Origin of the sequence: Streptomyces sp. 4N124 (assembly GCF_052245395.1) — a bacterium.
Lineage (GTDB): Bacteria > Actinomycetota > Actinomycetes > Streptomycetales > Streptomycetaceae > Streptomyces.
On sequence record NZ_JBQQBS010000048.1, the window covers coordinates 14,861 to 32,650 of the forward strand.

The 17,790-nt window shown below is 70.0% G+C and carries 18 protein-coding genes and 1 tRNA gene; 3 read left to right on the forward strand and 16 right to left on the reverse strand.

The annotated features are described in order from the left end of the window. The 10 genes from ACTWQO_RS35535 to ACTWQO_RS35580 form a co-directional block, all read right to left on the reverse strand. Entirely contained in the window at nt 1–1,764 is a 1,764-nt protein-coding gene (locus ACTWQO_RS35535) for a class I adenylate-forming enzyme family protein (RefSeq protein ID WP_443241499.1), read from the reverse strand. Between the two features lie 64 nt (nt 1,765–1,828). Beyond that, nucleotides 1,829–3,019, reverse strand: coding sequence for a CaiB/BaiF CoA transferase family protein (locus tag ACTWQO_RS35540; protein ID WP_443241500.1), 1,191 nt, complete (start codon nt 3,017–3,019; stop codon nt 1,829–1,831). A 7-nt stretch (nt 3,020–3,026) separates the two neighbouring features. After that, complete coding sequence (locus ACTWQO_RS35545; protein ID WP_443241501.1) at nt 3,027–3,794, reverse strand: crotonase/enoyl-CoA hydratase family protein; 768 nt, start codon at nt 3,792–3,794, stop codon at nt 3,027–3,029. Between the two features lie 74 nt (nt 3,795–3,868). Beyond that, on the reverse strand, nt 3,869–4,633 hold the full coding sequence (locus tag ACTWQO_RS35550) for an SDR family NAD(P)-dependent oxidoreductase (RefSeq protein WP_443241502.1): 765 nt from the start codon (nt 4,631–4,633) through the stop codon (nt 3,869–3,871). Between the two features lie 143 nt (nt 4,634–4,776). After that, complete coding sequence (locus tag ACTWQO_RS35555) at nt 4,777–5,433, reverse strand: TetR/AcrR family transcriptional regulator (RefSeq protein WP_443241503.1); 657 nt, start codon at nt 5,431–5,433, stop codon at nt 4,777–4,779. 111 nt (nt 5,434–5,544) lie between these two features. After that, nucleotides 5,545–6,786, reverse strand: a complete 1,242-nt coding sequence (locus tag ACTWQO_RS35560; RefSeq protein ID WP_443241504.1) for an ABC transporter substrate-binding protein — start codon at nt 6,784–6,786, stop codon at nt 5,545–5,547. A 110-nt stretch (nt 6,787–6,896) separates the two neighbouring features. Further along, the gene (locus ACTWQO_RS35565; RefSeq protein WP_443241505.1) at nt 6,897–7,997 is read right to left on the reverse strand and encodes a branched-chain amino acid ABC transporter permease; all 1,101 of its coding nucleotides are present in this window, start codon (nt 7,995–7,997) and stop codon (nt 6,897–6,899) included. Continuing rightward, the gene (locus ACTWQO_RS35570) at nt 7,990–8,880 is read right to left on the reverse strand and encodes a branched-chain amino acid ABC transporter permease (RefSeq protein WP_443241506.1); all 891 of its coding nucleotides are present in this window, start codon (nt 8,878–8,880) and stop codon (nt 7,990–7,992) included. The genes ACTWQO_RS35565 and ACTWQO_RS35570 overlap by 8 nt, the downstream gene beginning before the upstream one ends. Then, complete coding sequence (locus ACTWQO_RS35575) at nt 8,880–9,692, reverse strand: ABC transporter ATP-binding protein (protein WP_443241507.1); 813 nt, start codon at nt 9,690–9,692, stop codon at nt 8,880–8,882. Before ACTWQO_RS35575 ends, ACTWQO_RS35570 begins: the two co-directional genes overlap by 1 nt. After that, nucleotides 9,689–10,546: an ABC transporter ATP-binding protein gene (locus tag ACTWQO_RS35580; RefSeq protein ID WP_443241508.1), complete on the reverse strand. Its 858-nt coding sequence runs from the start codon at nt 10,544–10,546 to the stop codon at nt 9,689–9,691. The genes ACTWQO_RS35575 and ACTWQO_RS35580 overlap by 4 nt, the downstream gene beginning before the upstream one ends. Nucleotides 10,547–10,741: 195 nt before the next feature. Here ACTWQO_RS35580 and ACTWQO_RS35585 point away from each other — a divergent pair, with 195 nt between their 5' ends. Further along, nucleotides 10,742–11,782: an LLM class F420-dependent oxidoreductase gene (locus ACTWQO_RS35585; RefSeq protein ID WP_443241509.1), complete on the forward strand. Its 1,041-nt coding sequence runs from the start codon at nt 10,742–10,744 to the stop codon at nt 11,780–11,782. Between the two features lie 258 nt (nt 11,783–12,040). Here the strand turns inward: ACTWQO_RS35585 and ACTWQO_RS35590 are convergent. Then, nucleotides 12,041–12,114, reverse strand: a tRNA-Pro gene (locus ACTWQO_RS35590). 150 nt (nt 12,115–12,264) lie between these two features. Between ACTWQO_RS35590 and ACTWQO_RS35595 the strand changes: the two genes are divergently transcribed. Together ACTWQO_RS35595 and ACTWQO_RS35600 are read left to right on the forward strand one after the other, a co-directional pair. Continuing rightward, a complete protein-coding gene (locus tag ACTWQO_RS35595) occupies nt 12,265–12,972 on the forward strand; it encodes a transketolase (protein ID WP_443241510.1) in 708 nt (235 codons plus the stop codon). 105 nt (nt 12,973–13,077) lie between these two features. Continuing rightward, complete coding sequence (locus tag ACTWQO_RS35600; RefSeq protein ID WP_443241511.1) at nt 13,078–13,977, forward strand: transketolase family protein; 900 nt, start codon at nt 13,078–13,080, stop codon at nt 13,975–13,977. Nucleotides 13,978–14,124: 147 nt separating this feature from the next. Here the strand turns inward: ACTWQO_RS35600 and ACTWQO_RS35605 are convergent, their stop codons facing one another. Genes ACTWQO_RS35605 through ACTWQO_RS35625 form a run of 5 tightly spaced genes read right to left on the reverse strand, consistent with a single transcriptional unit; the run spans nt 14,125 to nt 17,768 of the window. After that, nucleotides 14,125–14,484, reverse strand: coding sequence for an MmcQ/YjbR family DNA-binding protein (locus ACTWQO_RS35605; RefSeq protein WP_443241512.1), 360 nt, complete (start codon nt 14,482–14,484; stop codon nt 14,125–14,127). Nucleotides 14,485–14,514: 30 nt separating this feature from the next. Beyond that, nucleotides 14,515–15,042 carry a GNAT family N-acetyltransferase gene (locus tag ACTWQO_RS35610; RefSeq protein WP_443241513.1) on the reverse strand — a complete coding sequence of 176 codons (528 nt, stop codon included), beginning with the start codon at nt 15,040–15,042 and terminating at the stop codon, nt 14,515–14,517. 5 nt (nt 15,043–15,047) lie between these two features. Continuing rightward, entirely contained in the window at nt 15,048–15,626 is a 579-nt protein-coding gene (locus ACTWQO_RS35615; protein WP_443241514.1) for a helix-turn-helix domain-containing protein, read from the reverse strand. 40 nt (nt 15,627–15,666) lie between these two features. Continuing rightward, nucleotides 15,667–16,569, reverse strand: a complete 903-nt coding sequence (locus tag ACTWQO_RS35620; RefSeq protein ID WP_443241515.1) for a LysR family transcriptional regulator — start codon at nt 16,567–16,569, stop codon at nt 15,667–15,669. Next, nucleotides 16,566–17,768 carry a glycine C-acetyltransferase gene (locus tag ACTWQO_RS35625; RefSeq protein ID WP_443241516.1) on the reverse strand — a complete coding sequence of 401 codons (1,203 nt, stop codon included), beginning with the start codon at nt 17,766–17,768 and terminating at the stop codon, nt 16,566–16,568. The genes ACTWQO_RS35620 and ACTWQO_RS35625 overlap by 4 nt, the downstream gene beginning before the upstream one ends. Nucleotides 17,769–17,790: the final 22 nt, after the last annotated feature.

The following is a 17,790-nucleotide window of genomic DNA, read 5'->3' on the forward strand; positions in this document are numbered from 1 at the left end:
TCAGACCTGCCTTTCCGCCGTGTCCGGCGTGCCGGTTTCCTGTGTGCCCGAGGGGGGTTCGCCCAGGTCCCGAGTCGTCCGGGCCAGGCGGCGGAGCTCGGTTTTCAGCACCTTTCCGGCCGGAGACACGGGAAGTTCGTCGACGAAACGGACCTCTCTGATCCGCTTGTACGGCGTCACGCGCTCCGCGACGTACTCCATCAGCTCCTCGGCCATCGCGCGCGGCTCAGCGGCGGGGACCACGAAGGCGACGGGGATCTCGCCGACGGCAGGCACCGCCCTTCCGACGACCGACGCCTGGAGCACTGCCGGGTGTCCGCCGAGGATGTCCTCCAGCTCGCGCGGGTACACGTTGTAGCCCTTGTAGATGAGCATGTCCTTTGATCTGCCGGAGACGTACAGGAAGCCGTCCGCGTCGAGGTGGCCGGTGTCGCCGGTGCACAGCCAGCCGTCGACGAACTGCGCGGCGGTCTCGTCCGGGCGGCCGAGGTAGCCCGAGGCCACCTGAGGGCCCCGCATCCAGATCTCGCCGCGCTCGCCCCGCGGCACCTTCCGGCCGGGATGCAGCGGGTCCCGGATCTCCACCTCGGTGTCGAACAGGGGGACCCCCTGGCTGCCCGGCTTGCGCAGCCCGGCCGTCGCGATCGGGCCGCTGGACACGGTTGCTGTCGCCTCCGTCAGGCCGTAACCCTCGATGACGGCGGCGTTGGGGAAGACCTCTGTCAGCTTCTCCAACGAGTCCGTGTCGATGGGGGCGCCGCCCGACACCACGGCCCTGACCGAGCTGAGGTCCCGCGTGCGGATGCCCGGTGTCGCCAGCAGGGCGTGATAGAGCGCCGGTGCGCCCGGGATGTACGCGATCCGGTGCCGTTCCACCTGCTCCAGGTACGACTCCGCGTGGAAGCGGCCGCTCAGGACGGTGGTGGCGCCGCACAGGAGGAAGAAGTTGAGGCTGATCAGGCCAAGGGCGTGGAACAAGGGCGAGATGCACAGCGTGGCGTAGGTACCCGGTGCCAGGGCGTAGTCGCCGGAGGTCTCCAAGGGGTTCAGCACCACACCGCCTTCGCTGTCGAGCCCGGGGAGCGCCCCGGAGCGCCAGCAGGCGACCTGGATGGTGTTGGCGACGATGTTGCGGTGCAGTATGCGCACTCCCTTGGGTGCTCCGGTGGTTCCGCCGGTGTACCCGTATTGGGCGACGGAGTCGGTGGGGACCAGCACCTCTGGCGGGTGGGTGCTCTGGCCTGCGACGAGGGCCTCCAGGGGGGTGCCCGCCTTCCCGAAGAGCTTTGCGCAGTCCTCCGGCCTGTTGGCAGGGGCCGATGCGCTGGGCGGCACGATGACGACCAGTCGGACCGGCAGCCCGTCGATCGCCTCGGCCAGCACCGGTGCCGGCTCCGGATGGGTCACCACGGCCGCCGCGGAGCAGTCGGCGAGCTGGGCGCGCAGGGCTCTGGCCGGCTGGGCGGGGTTGGCCGGGCATGCTGTCGCGCCGGCGAGCGTGATGCCGTAGTAGGCGACGGCGAACCACAGGGTGTTCGGCAGGTGCAGGGCGACCACGTCACCCTGCCGTATGCCGTGCGCCCTGAGGCCGCGTGCGAACGCGGCAGCCTGTTCGTACAGGCTGGTGAAGGTGAGAACCTGGTCGCCGTCGCGTATGGCCGCCCGGTCGCGGTAGCGGCGGGCCGAGCCGGCGAGTACCGCGCCGAGCGGGACATCGGGGTAGTCGAGGCGGCGAGGCAGTCCTGTGGGCCAGTAGTCGGTCATGTGCCGCTCCCTTCACGCGCCGGCCCGCGGCCGGCCATGCAGGGCTTTCGCGTGGTACGCCGGTTCATCGCACGACCTCCGCGTCGAAAAGCTTCTTGATCTGCTCGGGGTTCCGGCCTGTCTCGGCGAGGACCTGCGCTGTGTGCTCGCCCGGAAGGGGGGCCGGCCGGGGGTGCCGGCGAGGGGTGGAGGAACCGAACCGGGGGGCCGGGGCGGGCTGGAGGACTCCCGTGCCGTCGGTCAGGAAGGTGCCGCGTGCGGCGTTGTGAGGATGGCGCGGTGCCTCCACCAGCGACAGCACGGGGGTGACGCACGCGTCGGCGTCGGCGAACACGGCGGCCCAGTCGTCGCGGGTCCGGGCGGCGAAGACCTCCGCCAGGCGCTGCCGCATGACCGGCCAGCGGGAACGGTCCCACTGTTGGGTGAAGTCGGCATCCGCGACCAGGCCGAGCCGTTCCAGGAGGGTGGCGAAGAAGGGCGCCTCGATCGCGCCGACCGCGACGTACTCGCCGTCGCGGCAGCGGTAGACGCCGTAGAACGGTGCTGTGCCGTCCAGGTAGTTGACGCCCCGATGGTCGGTCCACCGCCCCTGGTGCAGACGGCCGTAGATCATGGCCAGCAGCTGAGCCGACCCGTCCACCATGGCGGCGTCCACGACCTGGCCTTTCCCGGTGGCGCGTGCCTGGACGACCGCGCACAGCACACCGAAGGCGAGCAGGGCGCCACCGCCGCCGAAGTCGCCGAGCAGGTTGAGCGGCAGGACCGGCGGTCCGTCGGTCGGTCCGATGGCTCCCAGGGCCCCCGACAGGGCGATGTAGTTGATGTCGTGCCCGGCCCGCGGCGCGAGCGGCCCGTCCTGCCCGAATCCCGTCATCCGTCCGTAGACCAGGCGCGGGTTGCGCTCCAGGCACGGGCCGGGGCCCACGCCGAGCCGTTCGGCCACCCCCGGCCGGAAGCCCTCCAGGAGGACATCGGCATCCGCCACCAGGTCGAGGACGGCGCCGACGCCTTCCGGGTGCTTGAGGTCGATGGCGGCCGAGCGCCGGCCCCGGTGCAGGACGGGATCGGGCTTGCCGACCACGTCCGACGGGCGCTCGACACGGATCACGTCCGCACCGGCGTCGGCGAGGAGCATCGCGCAGAACGGCCCCGGCCCGATGCCCCCGAGCTCGACGACCCGCAGCCCGGTGAGCGGCCCCGGGGCCGCATCGGGTACGGCGCCGTTCGCACGTTCCTGGTCTTGTTCGTCGTTCACCGGCCGCTCACCGGCCTCGCCAGACGGGAGCGCGCTTCTCGGTGAAGGCCGACGCGCCTTCCCGGGCGTCATCCGAGTTGAACACCAGCTCAACGATCGGCTTCTGACGGTCGAACAGCTCGTCGCGTGGCCAGCCGGGAGACTCCACGAGGATGCGTTTGGTGACCCGTACGGCGAGCGGACCGTTGGCGGCGATGGCGGAGGCCAGCAGCCTCGCCTCCTTCAGCGCGCCGCCGGGTGGAGTGAGCCGGTTGACCAGTCCGTAGTGGTGGGCCCGGTCCGCGGTGAGGACATCGCCGGTGAGAGCGAGTTCCATCGCGATCTGGTACGGGACCCGGCCCGGCAGTCGCAGCAGTCCCCCGGCCACCGCCACCAGACCGCGTTTGACCTCGGGCAGCCCGAACTTGGCGTCCTCCGCGGCGACGACCAGATCACTCGCGAGGGCGATCTCGCATCCGCCTGCCACGGCGTAGCCCTCGACGGCGGCGATCAGCGGCTTGCGCGGCGGGGTCTCGGTGAGGCCGGCGAAACCGCGCCCCTGCACGTGAGGGCGCTCGCCCCGCAGAAATGCCTTGAGGTCCATGCCCGCGCAGAAGGTGCCGCCCGCGCCGGTGATGATGCCGACCGCGAGGTCGTCACGCTCGTCCAACTCGTCCAGCGCGGACGCGATCGCCTCCGCGACGGCTCGGGTGACCGCGTTACGGGATTCGGGCCGGTTGATGGTGATGACGGCGATGCCGTCGTCGCCGTACTCGACCAGTACTTCGTCTGCCACGGAAGCTCCTTTTCGGTGGCCAAGCGGTGGCCAAGCGGTGGTCGCGGTTGGGAGTAGCGGTTGAGCGCCGGCCTTCAGCGTGGGGCCAGGCGGATCGCGCCGTCGAGGCGGATGGTCTCTCCGTTGAGCATCGCGTTGTCGATGATGTGCAGGGCGAGTTGTGCGTACTCGTCCGCCGCACCGAGGCGCGGCGGGTGCGGCACCGCGGCAGCGAGCGCGTCGAGCTTCTCCTTCGGCCTCCTGCCGAGCATCGGTGTGTCGAACAAGCCGGGCGCGATGGTGACGACCCGGATGCTCCTGCTCGCCAGATCCCGGGCCGCACACACGGTGAGGCCGGCCACTCCGGCTTTCGACGCCGCGTACGGGGCCTGTCCGATCTGCCCCTCGAACGCCGCGACCGACGCTGTCATGACCACCACTCCACGGTCCCCGTCGAGTGGTTCGTTGCCTGCCATGCGGGCGGCGGCGAGCCGGAGCACGTTGAAGGTGCCGATCAGGTTGACGTCGACCACGGCGCGGAAATGGTCGAGATCACCGGCGGTGCCGTCCTTGTTGACCACGCGGAGCGGTCCGCCACGGCCCGCGCAGTGGACGACCGCGCGCAGCGCTCCTGTCCGCTCGGCGGTGTCGAGGACGGCGGTCATGTCCTCGGTGCTCGTCACGTCGGCGGGGACGAAAACGGCCTCGGGGCCGAGGTCGCGGACGGTGCGGTCGCCGTCCGAGGAGGGCAGGTCCGCGATGGTGACGCGGGCGCCGGCCTTGAGCAGGCGCCGTGCCGTCGCCAGGCCGAGCCCCGACGCGCCGCCGGTCACCACTGCGGATATTCCGCTGGTCTGCATGGACGCTCCAGTCGGTCGAGTCGGTGTCGGATCTGCCGCCGCCGGCGCCGCAGCCGATACAGAGGAAGTTACTTGTCGAACGATCGTTAAATTAGGCCGCTGTCTCAGCCACTGTCAATGACCGCGACGAAAGTGCGGGCGACCTACCGGGCCGGCGCCTCGCCGTGCCCGACCAGTGCGAACGCCAGCCGCACGTACCGGTCGCACAGCTCCGTCGTCCCGAGGTCGCCGGACGGGTCGTACCACTGGGCGACGGCGTTACACATGGCCATGACCGCCCGGCGGGCGTCGTCCGGGTGCGGGGTCCGGAAGACTCCGTCGGCCATGCCGTCGTCTATGGCCTTCTGGAAGAGTCCCGATACGGCATGCCGCCTTTCGATGATGGGGTTGCGGTACTCGGGTTCGAGGTAACGGAGTTCCTGGAGGGTCAGCAAACTCTCCACCCGCCGCCGGACCCGGTAATCGACCGTCACTCTGACCAGGGCGGCCAGCCGCGCGGCGGGGTCGTCACCGGCCTTGGCCAGTTCCTTCTCGCAGTGACGGAAGTAGTCGTCGAGCGAGTCCTCGATCAGCGCGTGGAAGAGCTCCGCCTTGCCGGAGTAGTAGTAATAAAGGGCGGACAGACTCATGTCGGCCCGCTTGGCGATGTCACGAATGGAGGCGCCGAAGTAGCCGCGCTCCGCGAAGACATCTCGTGCGGCGTCCATGATGGCGTCCCGGCCGTTCCCCCGGGGGCTGGAGGAACCGTTGCCCCCCGCCTTGCCGCTCTTGCCCGCCGCTTTGCCGCTCGTCGTATCCATGGCCCCAGCCTCCCAGAATGAACGAACGATCGACAAAGCCGGCTCTCCTGCCATGCGGAGCCGAGGGCCGGCACACCGCCACCGCCGACCCGCCGGGCACAGTCCCCAGTGTCATCCGGCCGACGGAACCTTGTACTCCTTCGCCAGGTCCGATGCGAAGAAGTCACCGCGTGCTTTGACTCCGGCGAAGACACCCTTGTCCACACCCAGCACCTGGGCCTCGCGCGAACTGGGCTCAGCGGGATCGGAGAAGTCCTGAGGCGGGAGCAGGCCCGGTAGCGTGAAGTCGGTGACAGAGCTGCGGGCCTTGAGCACGCCCGGGCGGGTGAGGTCCTTGCAGCTCTTGCCGATTATCTCGGCGTAGAGCTTGGTCATGGCGTAGGCGTGGACGACTCCGCTGCTGGCCTCCGGCGCCTTGCCGTACTGGTCCTTCCAGGCAGCGGCCAGCTTGCGAGCGGCGGCATTGTCCTCGCCGATGCCGCCAAGACCGGAGAGCCTGGAGTAGTGCTCGGTGAGCGCGGGCGCCGCAGACGTCCTGAGCAGGCTGGTGGCGAAGGTCGACACCCCGCCCATGATCGGCACCTCCATGCCGGCCGCCTGCGCCACTGCCGCCACCGAAGCCGCCTGCTTGGGCGTCGAGTCGACCAGAATCGCCTTGACCTTCGCCGACTTGAGCGCGTTGACCTGGCTGGTGAGGTCGGTCGCGGTGGGGTCGATCTGCTGGCCGACGATCTTCAACCCCAGCTTCCCCGCAGCGAACTTGCTGCCCCGCAGGCTGTTCTCGCCTATTTCTCCCTGGAGATAGATATGCCCGACGGAATCGCCGCTGCGCAGCTCGCCCTTCCTCACGAGCCAGTCCAGGCCGTTGATCGTCTGGATGTCGTACGTGGCGCCCAGGACGATCAGGTGCTCGTCCCCGAGCAGGGTCGACGCGAACGTGGTCAGGCCGGCGAGTTCGTCCTTCGCCTCGATCTTGTCCCGCAGCGCCGTGACGACCGGTGAGCCGAGGATGTTCAGATACCCGAGGACCTGCGGATCCATCTCGTCGTACGCGGCAACGGCCTTCTGCGGGTCGTAGCCGTGGTCGCGGGTGACCAGTGCCAGCTTCCGGTCGCAGACACCGCCTGCCGCGTTGATCTCCTTCACGGCGACGTCGCTCGCGTCGAGGATCGTCTTGCCGGTGCCCGCGAACGGGCCCGACAGATCCATCAGCACCCCGAGCTTGATGGTGGAGTCGCTGACCCCGGGCGCGGCGGCGGTCCCGGCAGTTTCGGCCTTGGTGGAGCAGCCGGCAACCGCCAGCGTGAAGGCCAGGGCCGTGGCCGCCAGGCCGACTGTGCGCGATTTGTGCATCAGTGTGTCTCCTCGCTGAGAAGCGGATGAGGTGGTTGACAGCACACGTCCGGCAAGGTGGGGGGCGGGTCTGGAGTGTCTGAGGCGACGGACGGCTGGGGAGCGGGGGTTCAGGGAGTGGCGGCCGCAGCCGGGCGGCGGCTTCGTAGAGGTCGAACGGCGCCGGCCAGCGCCGCCAGACCGCCCGGCTGGACGATCACGGCCACGATGACGACCGCGCCGTACACGAACTGGGCCGCTGTCGACGCGTCCAGTCCCTGCCCGCCGGCCCCGGTGACGAACGGCAGGGAATCCGCGTAGCGGGAGAACAGCAGGGGCAGCGTCACGACGAAGACCGCACCGGCGATCGCGCCACCCACGGATCCGAGGCCGCCCAGGATGACCATCACCAGATAGCTGACCGACAGGTGGAGGCTGAAGTAGTCGGGGACGGTGCGCTGGAAGGCCAGCGCCGTGAGCACACCGGCAGCGCCGGCATACATCGACGACAGTACGAAGACGGCCGCCTTGGTGCGTCGTATGTCGACGCCCATGGCGCCCGCGCCGATCTCGCTGTCCCTCATGAGCCTCAACGCCCTGCCGGGCCGGCCGCGCAGGACGTTGCGGCCGAGCAGCGCCGCCCCCACGGTGACGACGAGGAACAGATACCACTGGCTCTCGGCGGCACCGAACGGAACGCCCAGAACGCTGACGTCCGCCTGGTCGGAGAAGGAGAACCCGCCGATCGACATCGGCACGACGGTCCGGCCCTCGAAGCCGCCGGTCACCGGCTTCATGTTCTGCAGCAGATGGTGGCCGAGGAACACCAGGCCCAGGGAGGCGATGCCCAGGTAGATGCCGCGCAGGCGGCTGGAGACCGGGCTGAACAGCAGGCCGCAGACGCCCGCCAGCAGGACGGCCAGGACTGCGGCGAGAAGCGGGGGGAGGCCCAGACCGGACATCCCACCGCCGCTTTCTCCGGCCAGGAAGGCATAGCCGTATGCGCCGACGGCGACGAAGAAGGCGTGTCCCAGGGACAACTGTCCCGCCGCGCCGAGCAGGATGGTGAGGCCGATCGCGCCGACCGCCGCCGCCATCGCGAACAGGCCCATGTTCAGCCAGAACGCGGAGACATACAGGGGCAGTGCCAGAAGGACCACCAGGGCGGCGGTCAGCGCACACAGGGCCGGCACACGCCCTGCCATGGGGAACCGGGACGTCGTCTCAGGCACGGCTGACCTCCTTCGCGCCGAACAGGCCCGAGGGCCGCCACAGCAGAATGCAGATCATGATCACGTAGGCCACGACGTCCCCCAGCCCTCGCCCGAGGAAGGAGAGGGTGTCCTGGTACTCGGCGACGGTCACCTCGGCGATGCCGATGACCAGGCCGCCCACGATCGCCCCGCCGAGCGAGTCGAGGCCGCCGATGATCGCGGCGGGGAGCGCCTTGATGGCCGCGGTCCCGGTACTCACGGCCACGCCGGGGCTGGGGAACGACGCGAGACCGATGCCGGCCGCGACGGCGAGGATGCCGGCCGCGATCCAGGCACCTGCCGAAACCCGCTTCAGCCGGACACCGGCGAGCGCCGCGCCCTCGCGGTCCTCGATCGAGGCGCGCATGGCCAGGCCCCAGCCGGTGTGGCGGAGGACCGCGGCGAGGCCGGCGATCAGCAGCGGCACGGTGACGATGGTGATGATCACGGACAAGGGCAGTACCACTGAGCCGAAGTGGACCACGTGTCCGTCCCAGGGAGCGCCGAGTGGCAGCACGCTCTCCCCGATGCGCCAGCTCAGTTCCGCGGTGAGCACCACGTTGACCCCGATGGTGAGGATCGCCAGCGCGTCATGCTTGCGGCCGTCGACCCGGGACAGCAGCAGTCGCTCCACCGCCAGTCCCAGCGTCCCGGCCGCGACCAGGCCAAGCACCACGGCGGCCGCGAAGCCGATGTGCGGGCTGGTCTGCGCCACCACCCACACACCGAAGAGCAGAAACGAGGCGTGCGCGAAGTTCACCGTGCGGGTCGCCTTGAAGACGATGACGAAGCCCAGCGCGATCAGGGCGTACAACAACCCCAAAGACACACCGCTCAACAGGATTTCGACTCCGCGGGTCATCACGACAACCTCTCCGGCACCTGGTCGTTTCCGGATTCCATGGGCGCTCCCAGATAGGCGCTGATCACTTCCGGATGCTGCCTTACGTGTTCCGGCGTGCCGTCCGTGACGACCTTGCCGAAGTCGAGGACGGTGATGCGGTCGGCGATCGACATGACCACTCCCATGTCGTGCTCGACGAACACCACGGTCAGACCGAGCGCGTCACGAGCCGCGGAGACCAGCCGGGCGAGTTCCGCGCTCTCCGCGGTGTTCATCCCGGCGACCGGTTCGTCGAGGATGAGCAACCGCGGCTCCAGGCACAGCGCCCGCGCGAACTCCAGGCGCTTGAGATCCCCGTAGGCGAGACTCGCCGCCGGGCGGTCCAGAACGCCGGACAAGCCTGCGAACTCCGCGATGTCGCGCACCCGCGCTTCGTGGACACGCTGTTCACCGCGGCCCAGTCCCAGTGCGGTCGCGGCGATGCCGGACCGGGTCAGCCGATGCCGGCCGACCATGAGGTTGTCGAGTGTGGACTCGACCGGTGACACGACGATGTTCTGGAAGGTTCGGGCGACTCCCCTCCGTGCCACCCGGTCCGGACGCAGGCCCGTCACCTCCTGGCCGTCCACCAGGATGCGGCCCGAGGCGACACGGTAGATCCCCGACAGGGCATTGAGCAGCGTTGTCTTCCCGGCACCGTTGGGACCGATGACGGCGTGGATCGTGCCGGGCCGCACGGTGAATGACACACCGTCAAGGGAGCGCAGGCCGCTGAACACCACGCTCACGTCCTCGACACGCAGTTCCGCCGCCGTTGGAGTCGTCGTCATGCGGACCACCTGCTGAGCGTCGGCGTGTTTCCGGTTCCGGGACCGGGCCGCGGTGCGGACCCGCCGGCGCCCTGGCCGGCGTCCGCGTCCGCGCCCAGGTAGAGGCGTCGCACGTCGTCGCTCTGCGCCAGTTCGTCCGTCGGTCCGCTCAGTACGACTCGGCCGAGGTCGAGCACGCAGGCCGAGTCGGCGACCGAAAGCGCCATCGCCGCGTTCTGCTCCACCAGCAGGACGGGGACCCCTTCCCGGCTGATCTCGCGGATGGTCTCGCCCACGAGATGCACCAGCCGCGGAGCGAGGCCGAGGGACGGCTCGTCGAGAAGCAGGAGCCTGGGTTGCGCCATCAACGCCCGGGCGATGGCGAGCATTTGCTGCTCGCCGCCGGACAGCGTCCCGCCACGGGCGCGTCGCCGCTCGGCGAGCTGCGGGAAGAGTTCGTACATCCGACGGCGTGTGCGCTCACGCACCGCCGACGACCGCACGGTGAGCGCACCGGCGTTCAGATTTTCCTCCACCGTCAGACCGGCGAAGATGTGCCGTCCTTCCGGTACCTGTACGAGCCCGTGCATCACGGTGCGGGCCGTGTCCGCACCGGTGATCGGTTCGCCACGGAACCGGACGGAGCCTTCGGTGACCCCGCCGCCGTACAGGCCGAGGGTGCCGGAGACGGCGCGCATGAGCGTCGTCTTGCCGGCGCCGTTGCTGCCGAGGAGCGCGACGACGCCGCTGCCGCCGACGTCCAGGGACACCCCCCGCAGAACGGGTGCGCGAGCGCCGTACCGGACGACGAGTCCATCGATTTCGAGCACTTCGGCCTCCCTTGCCGCCCTGAAGCGACGCCATGCGTCACTCATCGATCGTTCGTTAAGGCCAGCGCGAACGTAGGGTGAGCCACGTCACTCGGTCAAGGTGCCTGCACATGATCGCTTGAAACAACACGGGGTGAAGGACTGTGAGGTCACCCGGTTCCGCCTGGACAGGAAGGCCGGTACGGTGTTAAACGATCGTTCGATAAAATGTCAGTCGGTCAGAAGACGAGGGGCCTTCGCATGCGCATCGGTATGACACTGGATTACAGCGGCGACTTCGTCGAATCGGTCCGTGCCGTAAGGGATTTCGAGACGGCGGGGGTCGAGATCGCCTTCGTGCCGGAGGCCTACTCGTTCGACGCCGTCAGCCGACTGGGCTACCTCGCGGCTCGTACGGAACGCCTCGAGATCGCCTCCGGGATCCTCCCGGTCTACACCCGTACGCCGTCGCTCCTGGCGATGACCGCCGCCGGTCTGGACGATCTCTCCGGCGGTCGGTTCACGCTGGGCCTCGGAGCGTCGGGACCGCAGGTGATCGAGGGCTTCCACGGGGTGCCGTACGACGCGCCACTCAGCCGCACCCGCGAGGTGGTGGAGATCTGCCGTCAGGTGTGGCGGGGCGAACCGGTGGTGCATCCGGGCCCGAAGTACCCGCTTCCACTTCCCGCCGAGCAGGGCACCGGGCTCGGCAAGCCCCTGAAACTCCTCAACAAGCCGGTCCGCTCCCGCATCCCCATCACCCTGGCCGCGATCGGACCGAAGAACGTCGAGCTGACGGCCGAACTCGCCGAGGGCTGGCTGCCCGTGTTCTTCCACCCCGGAAAGGCCGCCGACGTGTGGGGAGCGGCACTGACCGCGGGGCTGGCCCGGCGCGATGCGGCACTGGGCACGCTCGACATCACGGTGACGGCGCCTCTGGCCGTCGGCGACGACGTGGAACACCTGCTGGACCGAGCTCGGCCACAACTGGCCCTCTACATCGGGGGGATGGGCGCGAGGAACAAGAACTTCTACGCCCGGCTCGCCGGTCGGTACGGCTACGAACGGGAGGCGGCACACATCCAGGACCTGTACTTGTCAGGAAAGAAGCAGGAGGCCGAAGCCGCCGTTCCCGAGGGACTGTTGAAGGCCATATCTCTCGTGGGGACGAAGGAACAGATCGCCGGACAGCTCGATGCCTTTGCTGCCGCCGGAGTGACGACCCTGTGTGTGAAGCCGCTGGCCGACACGCACAGGGAACGCCTCCACGCTGTCGAGCGACTGCGCGACATGCTGAGCTGACGCTTCAGCGTCCACGCCTGGAACGCCTCCACGTGCGCCCGCGTGACGTCTGCCGGATCCTCGGCCGCCGCGTCGGCGTCCGAGGATCCGGCGAGTACAGTTCCCCGACCGCAGCGAGCGGTCCCAGTCCAGCAGCGGCATCTTCGCCGGCCTCCGAGTAAAGGTGCCGATGAGCGGCATGCTCAACCTCGAAGATCGGAAACGGCCCACACGAAAAGGGCCCCCACAGGCTTTCGCCTGCGAAGACCCTTCACACCGTCGGGACGACAGGATTTGAACCTGCGACCCCTTGACCCCCAGTCAAGTGCGCTACCAAGCTGCGCCACGTCCCGGTGCCCGTCTGACCTGGGATTTCCCGTGGCCGAACGCGCATGGAAACAATACCGCACTTGGGCAGATGGTCGCGCACTCGTTTATCCGGGGCGCCCGCACACAGAGCAGCACTTGACCTCAAGTTTGGTTGAGGTTGCACGATCGTCGGCATGACGATCACCGAGGAGAACAGGCGAACGTACGGTTACCCGGACCTGCACCGGCTCATGAGCCTGATGTCGGGCGACGAGAAGCACGGACCTGCGGCGACGTCCACGCTGGATGCGCTGTGGGTGCTCTACGACCGGGTGCTGCGGGTACGCCCGGAACTGGTGGAGGACCCGGAGCGGGACCGGTTCCTGCTGTCCAAGGGGCACGGGCCGATGGCGTACTACGCGGTCCTGGCCGCGAAGGGCTTCGTGCCCGTGGACTGGCTGCCGGACTTCGGTTCGTACGACTCCCCGCTCGGCCATCACCCCGACCGGGTGCTCGTGCCGGGGGCGGAGATCGGCAGCGGTTCGCTGGGGCACGGGCTGCCGATCGCCGTCGGTACGGCGCTGGGGCTGCGCGCGCAGGGCCTCGACGAGCCGCGGGTCTGGACGCTCGTCGGAGACGCCGAGTTGGACGAGGGCAGCAATCATGAGGCGATCGCCTTCGCCGGGCCGGCCGGTCTGGAGCGGCTGCACACCGTCGTCATCGACAACGCGTCCGCCGCATACGCACGGCCCGGCGGGATCGCCGCCCGCTTCGAGGTCGCGGGCTGGTCGGCGGTCACGGTCGACGGACGCGACCACGAGGCGCTGTACGCCGCCTACACCGCCCCGCACCCGGGCCGCCCGCACGTGGTCGTGGCCCGCGTCGAGCCGAAGTACGCCTGAGCGCCACCCGCACACGCCCACTCCGACCTCACGTCTCACTCCGAACTCACGTGCCCCACCCCGAACTCACCCTCCCTCCGCACTCAACAGAAGGGCTCGAACTCCATGGACACCATGCGTGACCGTTTCGCTCCCGTCGCCTCCCGGCTGCTCGACGAGGATCCGCGGGTCGCGGTCGTTCTCGCCGTGATCGGCTCGGACAGCTTCGAGGCGGCGCGGCGCAGGCATCCCGACCGGGTGATCGACGTCGGTATCCGCGAGCAGCTCCTGGTCGGGGCGGGCGCGGGCCTGGCGCTCACCGGAATGCGGCCGATCGTGCACACCTTCGCCAGCTTTCTCGTGGAGCGGCCCTTCGAGCAGGTGAAGCTGGATCTCGGGCATCAGGGCGTCGGTGCGGTGCTGGTGAGCGCCGCCGCGTCCTTCGACTGGCCGGCCGGTGGGTACACGCACATGGCGCCGGGCGATGTGGCGCTGCTCGACACCCTGGACGGCTGGACCGTACATGTGCCGGGGCATCCGGACGAGGCCGAGACACTGCTGCGGCATGCGGTCGCCGCCGGTGACGACAAGGTGTACGTCCGCCTGTCCGTCCAGTCGAACGGAGCCGGACGCCCGGTCGACGGGGCACGCTTCGTCACGGTCCGCGAGGGCCGTTCCGGTGTCGTCGTCGCCGTGGGGCCGATGCTCGACGCCGTGCTGGACGCCACCGAGGGCCTCGACCTGACCGTCCTGTACGCGACGACCGTACGGCCCTTCGACGCGGACTCACTGCGCCGGGCCACGGAAGCCGCCGGAACCGATGTCGTCCTCGTCGAGCCCTACCTCGCGGGTACGTCGACCACCGCCGCGAACGACGCGCTGGCCGACGTACCCCATCGTGTCCTGGGCCTGGGCGTCGGCCGCCGTGAGCTGCGGCGCTACGGCAGTGTCGAGGAGCATGTCGCCGCGCACGGCCTGGACGCCGGGTCGCTTCGGGAACGGATCACGGGGTTCGTGGGCCGCTGAGCAGGTCGCGTGAAGTCGTCTGCGGTTCGGCAGCGCCCTGAAGGGGCGCGGGGCTGTGTCGATATGCGGCTCCGCCGCGCGGGCGCGACCAGCCACGACGGCGCCGCAGACGAAAGACGGCACATCGCGGCACTCCCAGCGGAGCGCCTAGTCCGCCGCCGGCAGCCCCAACTCCGGGTAGGCCTCAAGGAGTCGGGTCGGCGCAGCCTGCCGCCAGGAGTCGGCGAGGATGTCCCTCAGCTCCCCCTCGTCCTCCAGCGCGGCGAGCCGGACCCGGACCCAGGCGAACATCGCCTCGTGCTCCGCGATCCAGAACTTCTCCGGCTCGGCCAGGACCAGTTCGTCGCGCTCCTCCTTGGGGCAGCGCACCGCGAGGGACGTCTCGTCCTCGGGCAGCGTGGCGAACATCTTGCCCGCGACCCGGAATGTGGGCATGCTCCAGGCGATCTTCTCCGTCGTGTCCGGCAAGGACAGGGCGATCCGTCGTACGTCTTCGGCATCCGGCATGGGACGCACGGTAGCGGCTCCCACTGACATTCAGCAGGTGAGAGCGCTCGCTCCGACCTGCTTGAAGTAGATGGTGGTCGGCCGCAGCACCCCGGCCGGGCTCGCCGCGTAGTCGGGTATCGCGCCGAGCCGGGTCCAGCCGGCCGAGCGGTAGAGGCCTTCGGCGAGGCTGTCGGTCTCGGTGTCGAGGTGGAGGAGGGTGATGCCCGCTTCGGCGGCCGCCCTTTCGGCGGTGTCCAGGAGCGTACGGCCGAGGCCCTGCCCCCGCGCGTCCCGGTGCACCATCAGCTTGACCAGCTCGGCACGGTGACGGCTGTTGGGCTTGTCGGGGAAGGCCAGGCTGACGGTGCCGGTCACCCGGCCGCCCTCGTCGTGTGCGATCCACACCGCGAGTTGTCCGGCGGCCACGGCGGCGGAGCGCTCCGTCCACCACGCCACGGCCGCCGCGCCGTCAAGCGGCGCGAGGAAGCCGATGGAGGCGCCCGAGTGCACGGTGTCGGTCAGCAGATCGGCCAACTCGCCGACCGCCGCGAGCAGTTGATCCGCGTTCAAACGCATGACGTTCACGGCAGCACCACCGCCAGCACATACCGGACCCCCTCGGCACCGGCGCACCGGAACCGCGTCGGCCCCCACACTCGCAGCCGCAGGCAGTCGCCCGCATCGAGCCGGTGCTCCACGTCCTGCGCGGTCACCTCCAGGGACCCCTCCAGCACCCAGATGTGCTGCTCCAGTCCCGGCACGGGCGGCCGGTCGTACGCGATGTCGGCGCCCACTGCGAGCCGCCCCTCGACGAGTTCGCCGCGCAGCCCGGCATGCGGCGGGGACACGGAACGCCGTACGAACCCGGAGGACCGGTCCTCCCACGAGTGCTGCTCGGTCGCCCGCACCAGCAGCGCGGGCTCCTGTTCGACCTCGCTGAGCAGCTGGGACATGGTCCGCCCGTAGACGGCGCAGAGGCGGTTGAGGAGGGACGCCGTGGGGCTGATCTCCGCGCGCTCGGCACGGGACAACGTCGACCGGCTCACTCCGCTGCGCTCCGCCAACTCCCCGAGGGACCAGCCCCGTTCGGCCCGCAGCTCGGCGAGGCGGGCACCGAGCCGGGTGTCCACGGGGTCGGGCGCGGCTTCGGCGTGTTTCATATTCGGGATGATATCCCATATACGAGAAGCCGGAGGGCCCTCAGCCCTGGGCCGCCACTCCCAGCGCGTCCAGCACCGGCCGGATCAGCGGATGCTCCTCCGCCCCCCGCCGTACGGCCGCGAAGACCCGGCGGGTGGGCGCGACACCGTCGACCGGGCGGACGACCACGCCCGTGAGGTCCATGCCGTGCAGTGCGGAACGGGGTACGAGCGCCACGCCCGCGTCGGCGGAGGCGAGGGCGACGACGGCGCGGAAGTCGTCCGAGGAGTGCTCCAGGCGAGGCTGGAATCCCGCGCTCTCGCAGGCGAGGACGACGACGTCGTGGCACGGATTGCCGGGGTACGGGCCGATCCACGGGTCCTTGGCCAGCTCCGCCAGCGGAACCTCCTCGGCGTCCGCCAGCCGGTGGCTGACCGGAACCACCGCGTCGAACGGCTCGGCGTACAGCGGCACATGGGCCAGCCGCGGGTCGTCGGCGGGCGGCGCCCCGCGGTACTCGACGGCGACCGCGACATCGACCTGCCGGTCCAGCACCATCGGCAGACTGGCGTCGCCCTCGGCATCCTGCACGCGGATGCGGATGCCGGGCGCCGTCACGGCGAGGCGGGCCACCGCGGGCGCGACGACCAGGACGATGCCGGTCGCGAAAGAGGCGACGGTGACCGTGCCGGCGGCGCCCGAGCTGTACGCGGCCAGTTCCGCCTCGGCGCGCTCCAATTGGGCGAGGACCACGTTGGTGTGGCTGAGCAGGATCTCGCCGGCCGGAGTGAGCCGTACGCCCTTGGCGCCGCGCTCCACCAGCCGGTGGCCCGTCTCCTGTTCCAGTGCCGTCAGCTGCTGGGAGACGGCGGAGGGGGTGAGATAGAGCGCGGCGGCAGCCGCCGTCACCGTGCGGTGGTCGGCCACCGCACGGAGGATGTGGAGCCGCCGCGCCTCGATCATGCGTCCGATTCTTCCAGATTCGCACGCGCCGCGACGAAGGCGTCCACCGCACGGTTCACATCCGCCGTCGAGTGCGCGGCCGACAGCTGGACGCGGATACGGGCCTGGCCCTGCGGCACGACCGGGTAGGAGAAGCCGATCACATACACCCCACGCTCCAGCAGCAGCTCCGCCATCCGCCCGGCGACGGAGGCGTCACCGATCATGACGGGGGCGATCGCATGGTCGCCGGGGAGGATGTCGAAGCCCTCCTCGGTCATCCGGCGGCGGAACAGCGCGGTGTTCTCGGCGAGCCGGACCCTCAGGTCGTCGGCGGACTCCAGCAGGTCGAGCACCTTCAGGGAGGCCGCCGCGATCACCGGGGCGAGCGTGTTGGAGAAGAGGTACGGCCGCGAGCGCTGGCGCAGCAGGGCGACGATCTCGGCGCGGGCCGCGACATAGCCGCCGGAGGCACCGCCGAGCGCCTTGCCGAGGGTGCCGGTGATGATGTCGACACGGTCCATGACGCCGTGCAGTTCGGGGGTGCCGCGGCCGGTCGGGCCGACGAAGCCGACGGCATGCGAGTCGTCGACCATGACCATCGCGTCGTAGCGGTCGGCCAGGTCGCAGATCTCGCGCAGCGGGGCCACATAGCCGTCCATCGAGAAGACGCCGTCGGTGACGATCAGCCTGCGCCTGGCGGACTGCGCCTCCTTCAACTGCTGTTCCAGATCGGCCAGATCACGGTTGGCGTAGCGGAAGCGGCGGGCCTTGGACAGGCGGATGCCGTCGATGATGGAGGCGTGGTTGAGGGCGTCGGAGATCACCGCGTCCTCCGCGCCGAGCAGCGTCTCGAACACGCCGCCGTTGGCGTCGAAGCAGGAGGAGTACAGGATCGTGTCCTCCTGGCCGAGGAACGCCGACAGCCGTGCCTCCAGCTCCTTGTGCACCTCCTGCGTGCCACAGATGAAGCGCACGGAGGCCATGCCGTAGCCCCAGCGGTCCAGGGCCGCGTGGGCGGCGGCCACGACCTCCGGGTGGTCGGCGAGGCCGAGGTAGTTGTTGGCGCAGAAGTTGAGCACCTCACCGGGCCGGCCGCCCGCGCTGACGTGCACGGTCGCCGACTGCGGGGTGTCGATCACGCGCTCGGGCTTGTGGAGCCCGGCGGCACGGATCTCGTCGAGGGTGGCGCGGAGGTCGTCGCGCACGGAGTCGAACATGGCTGAAGCTCCTGAAGCTGTA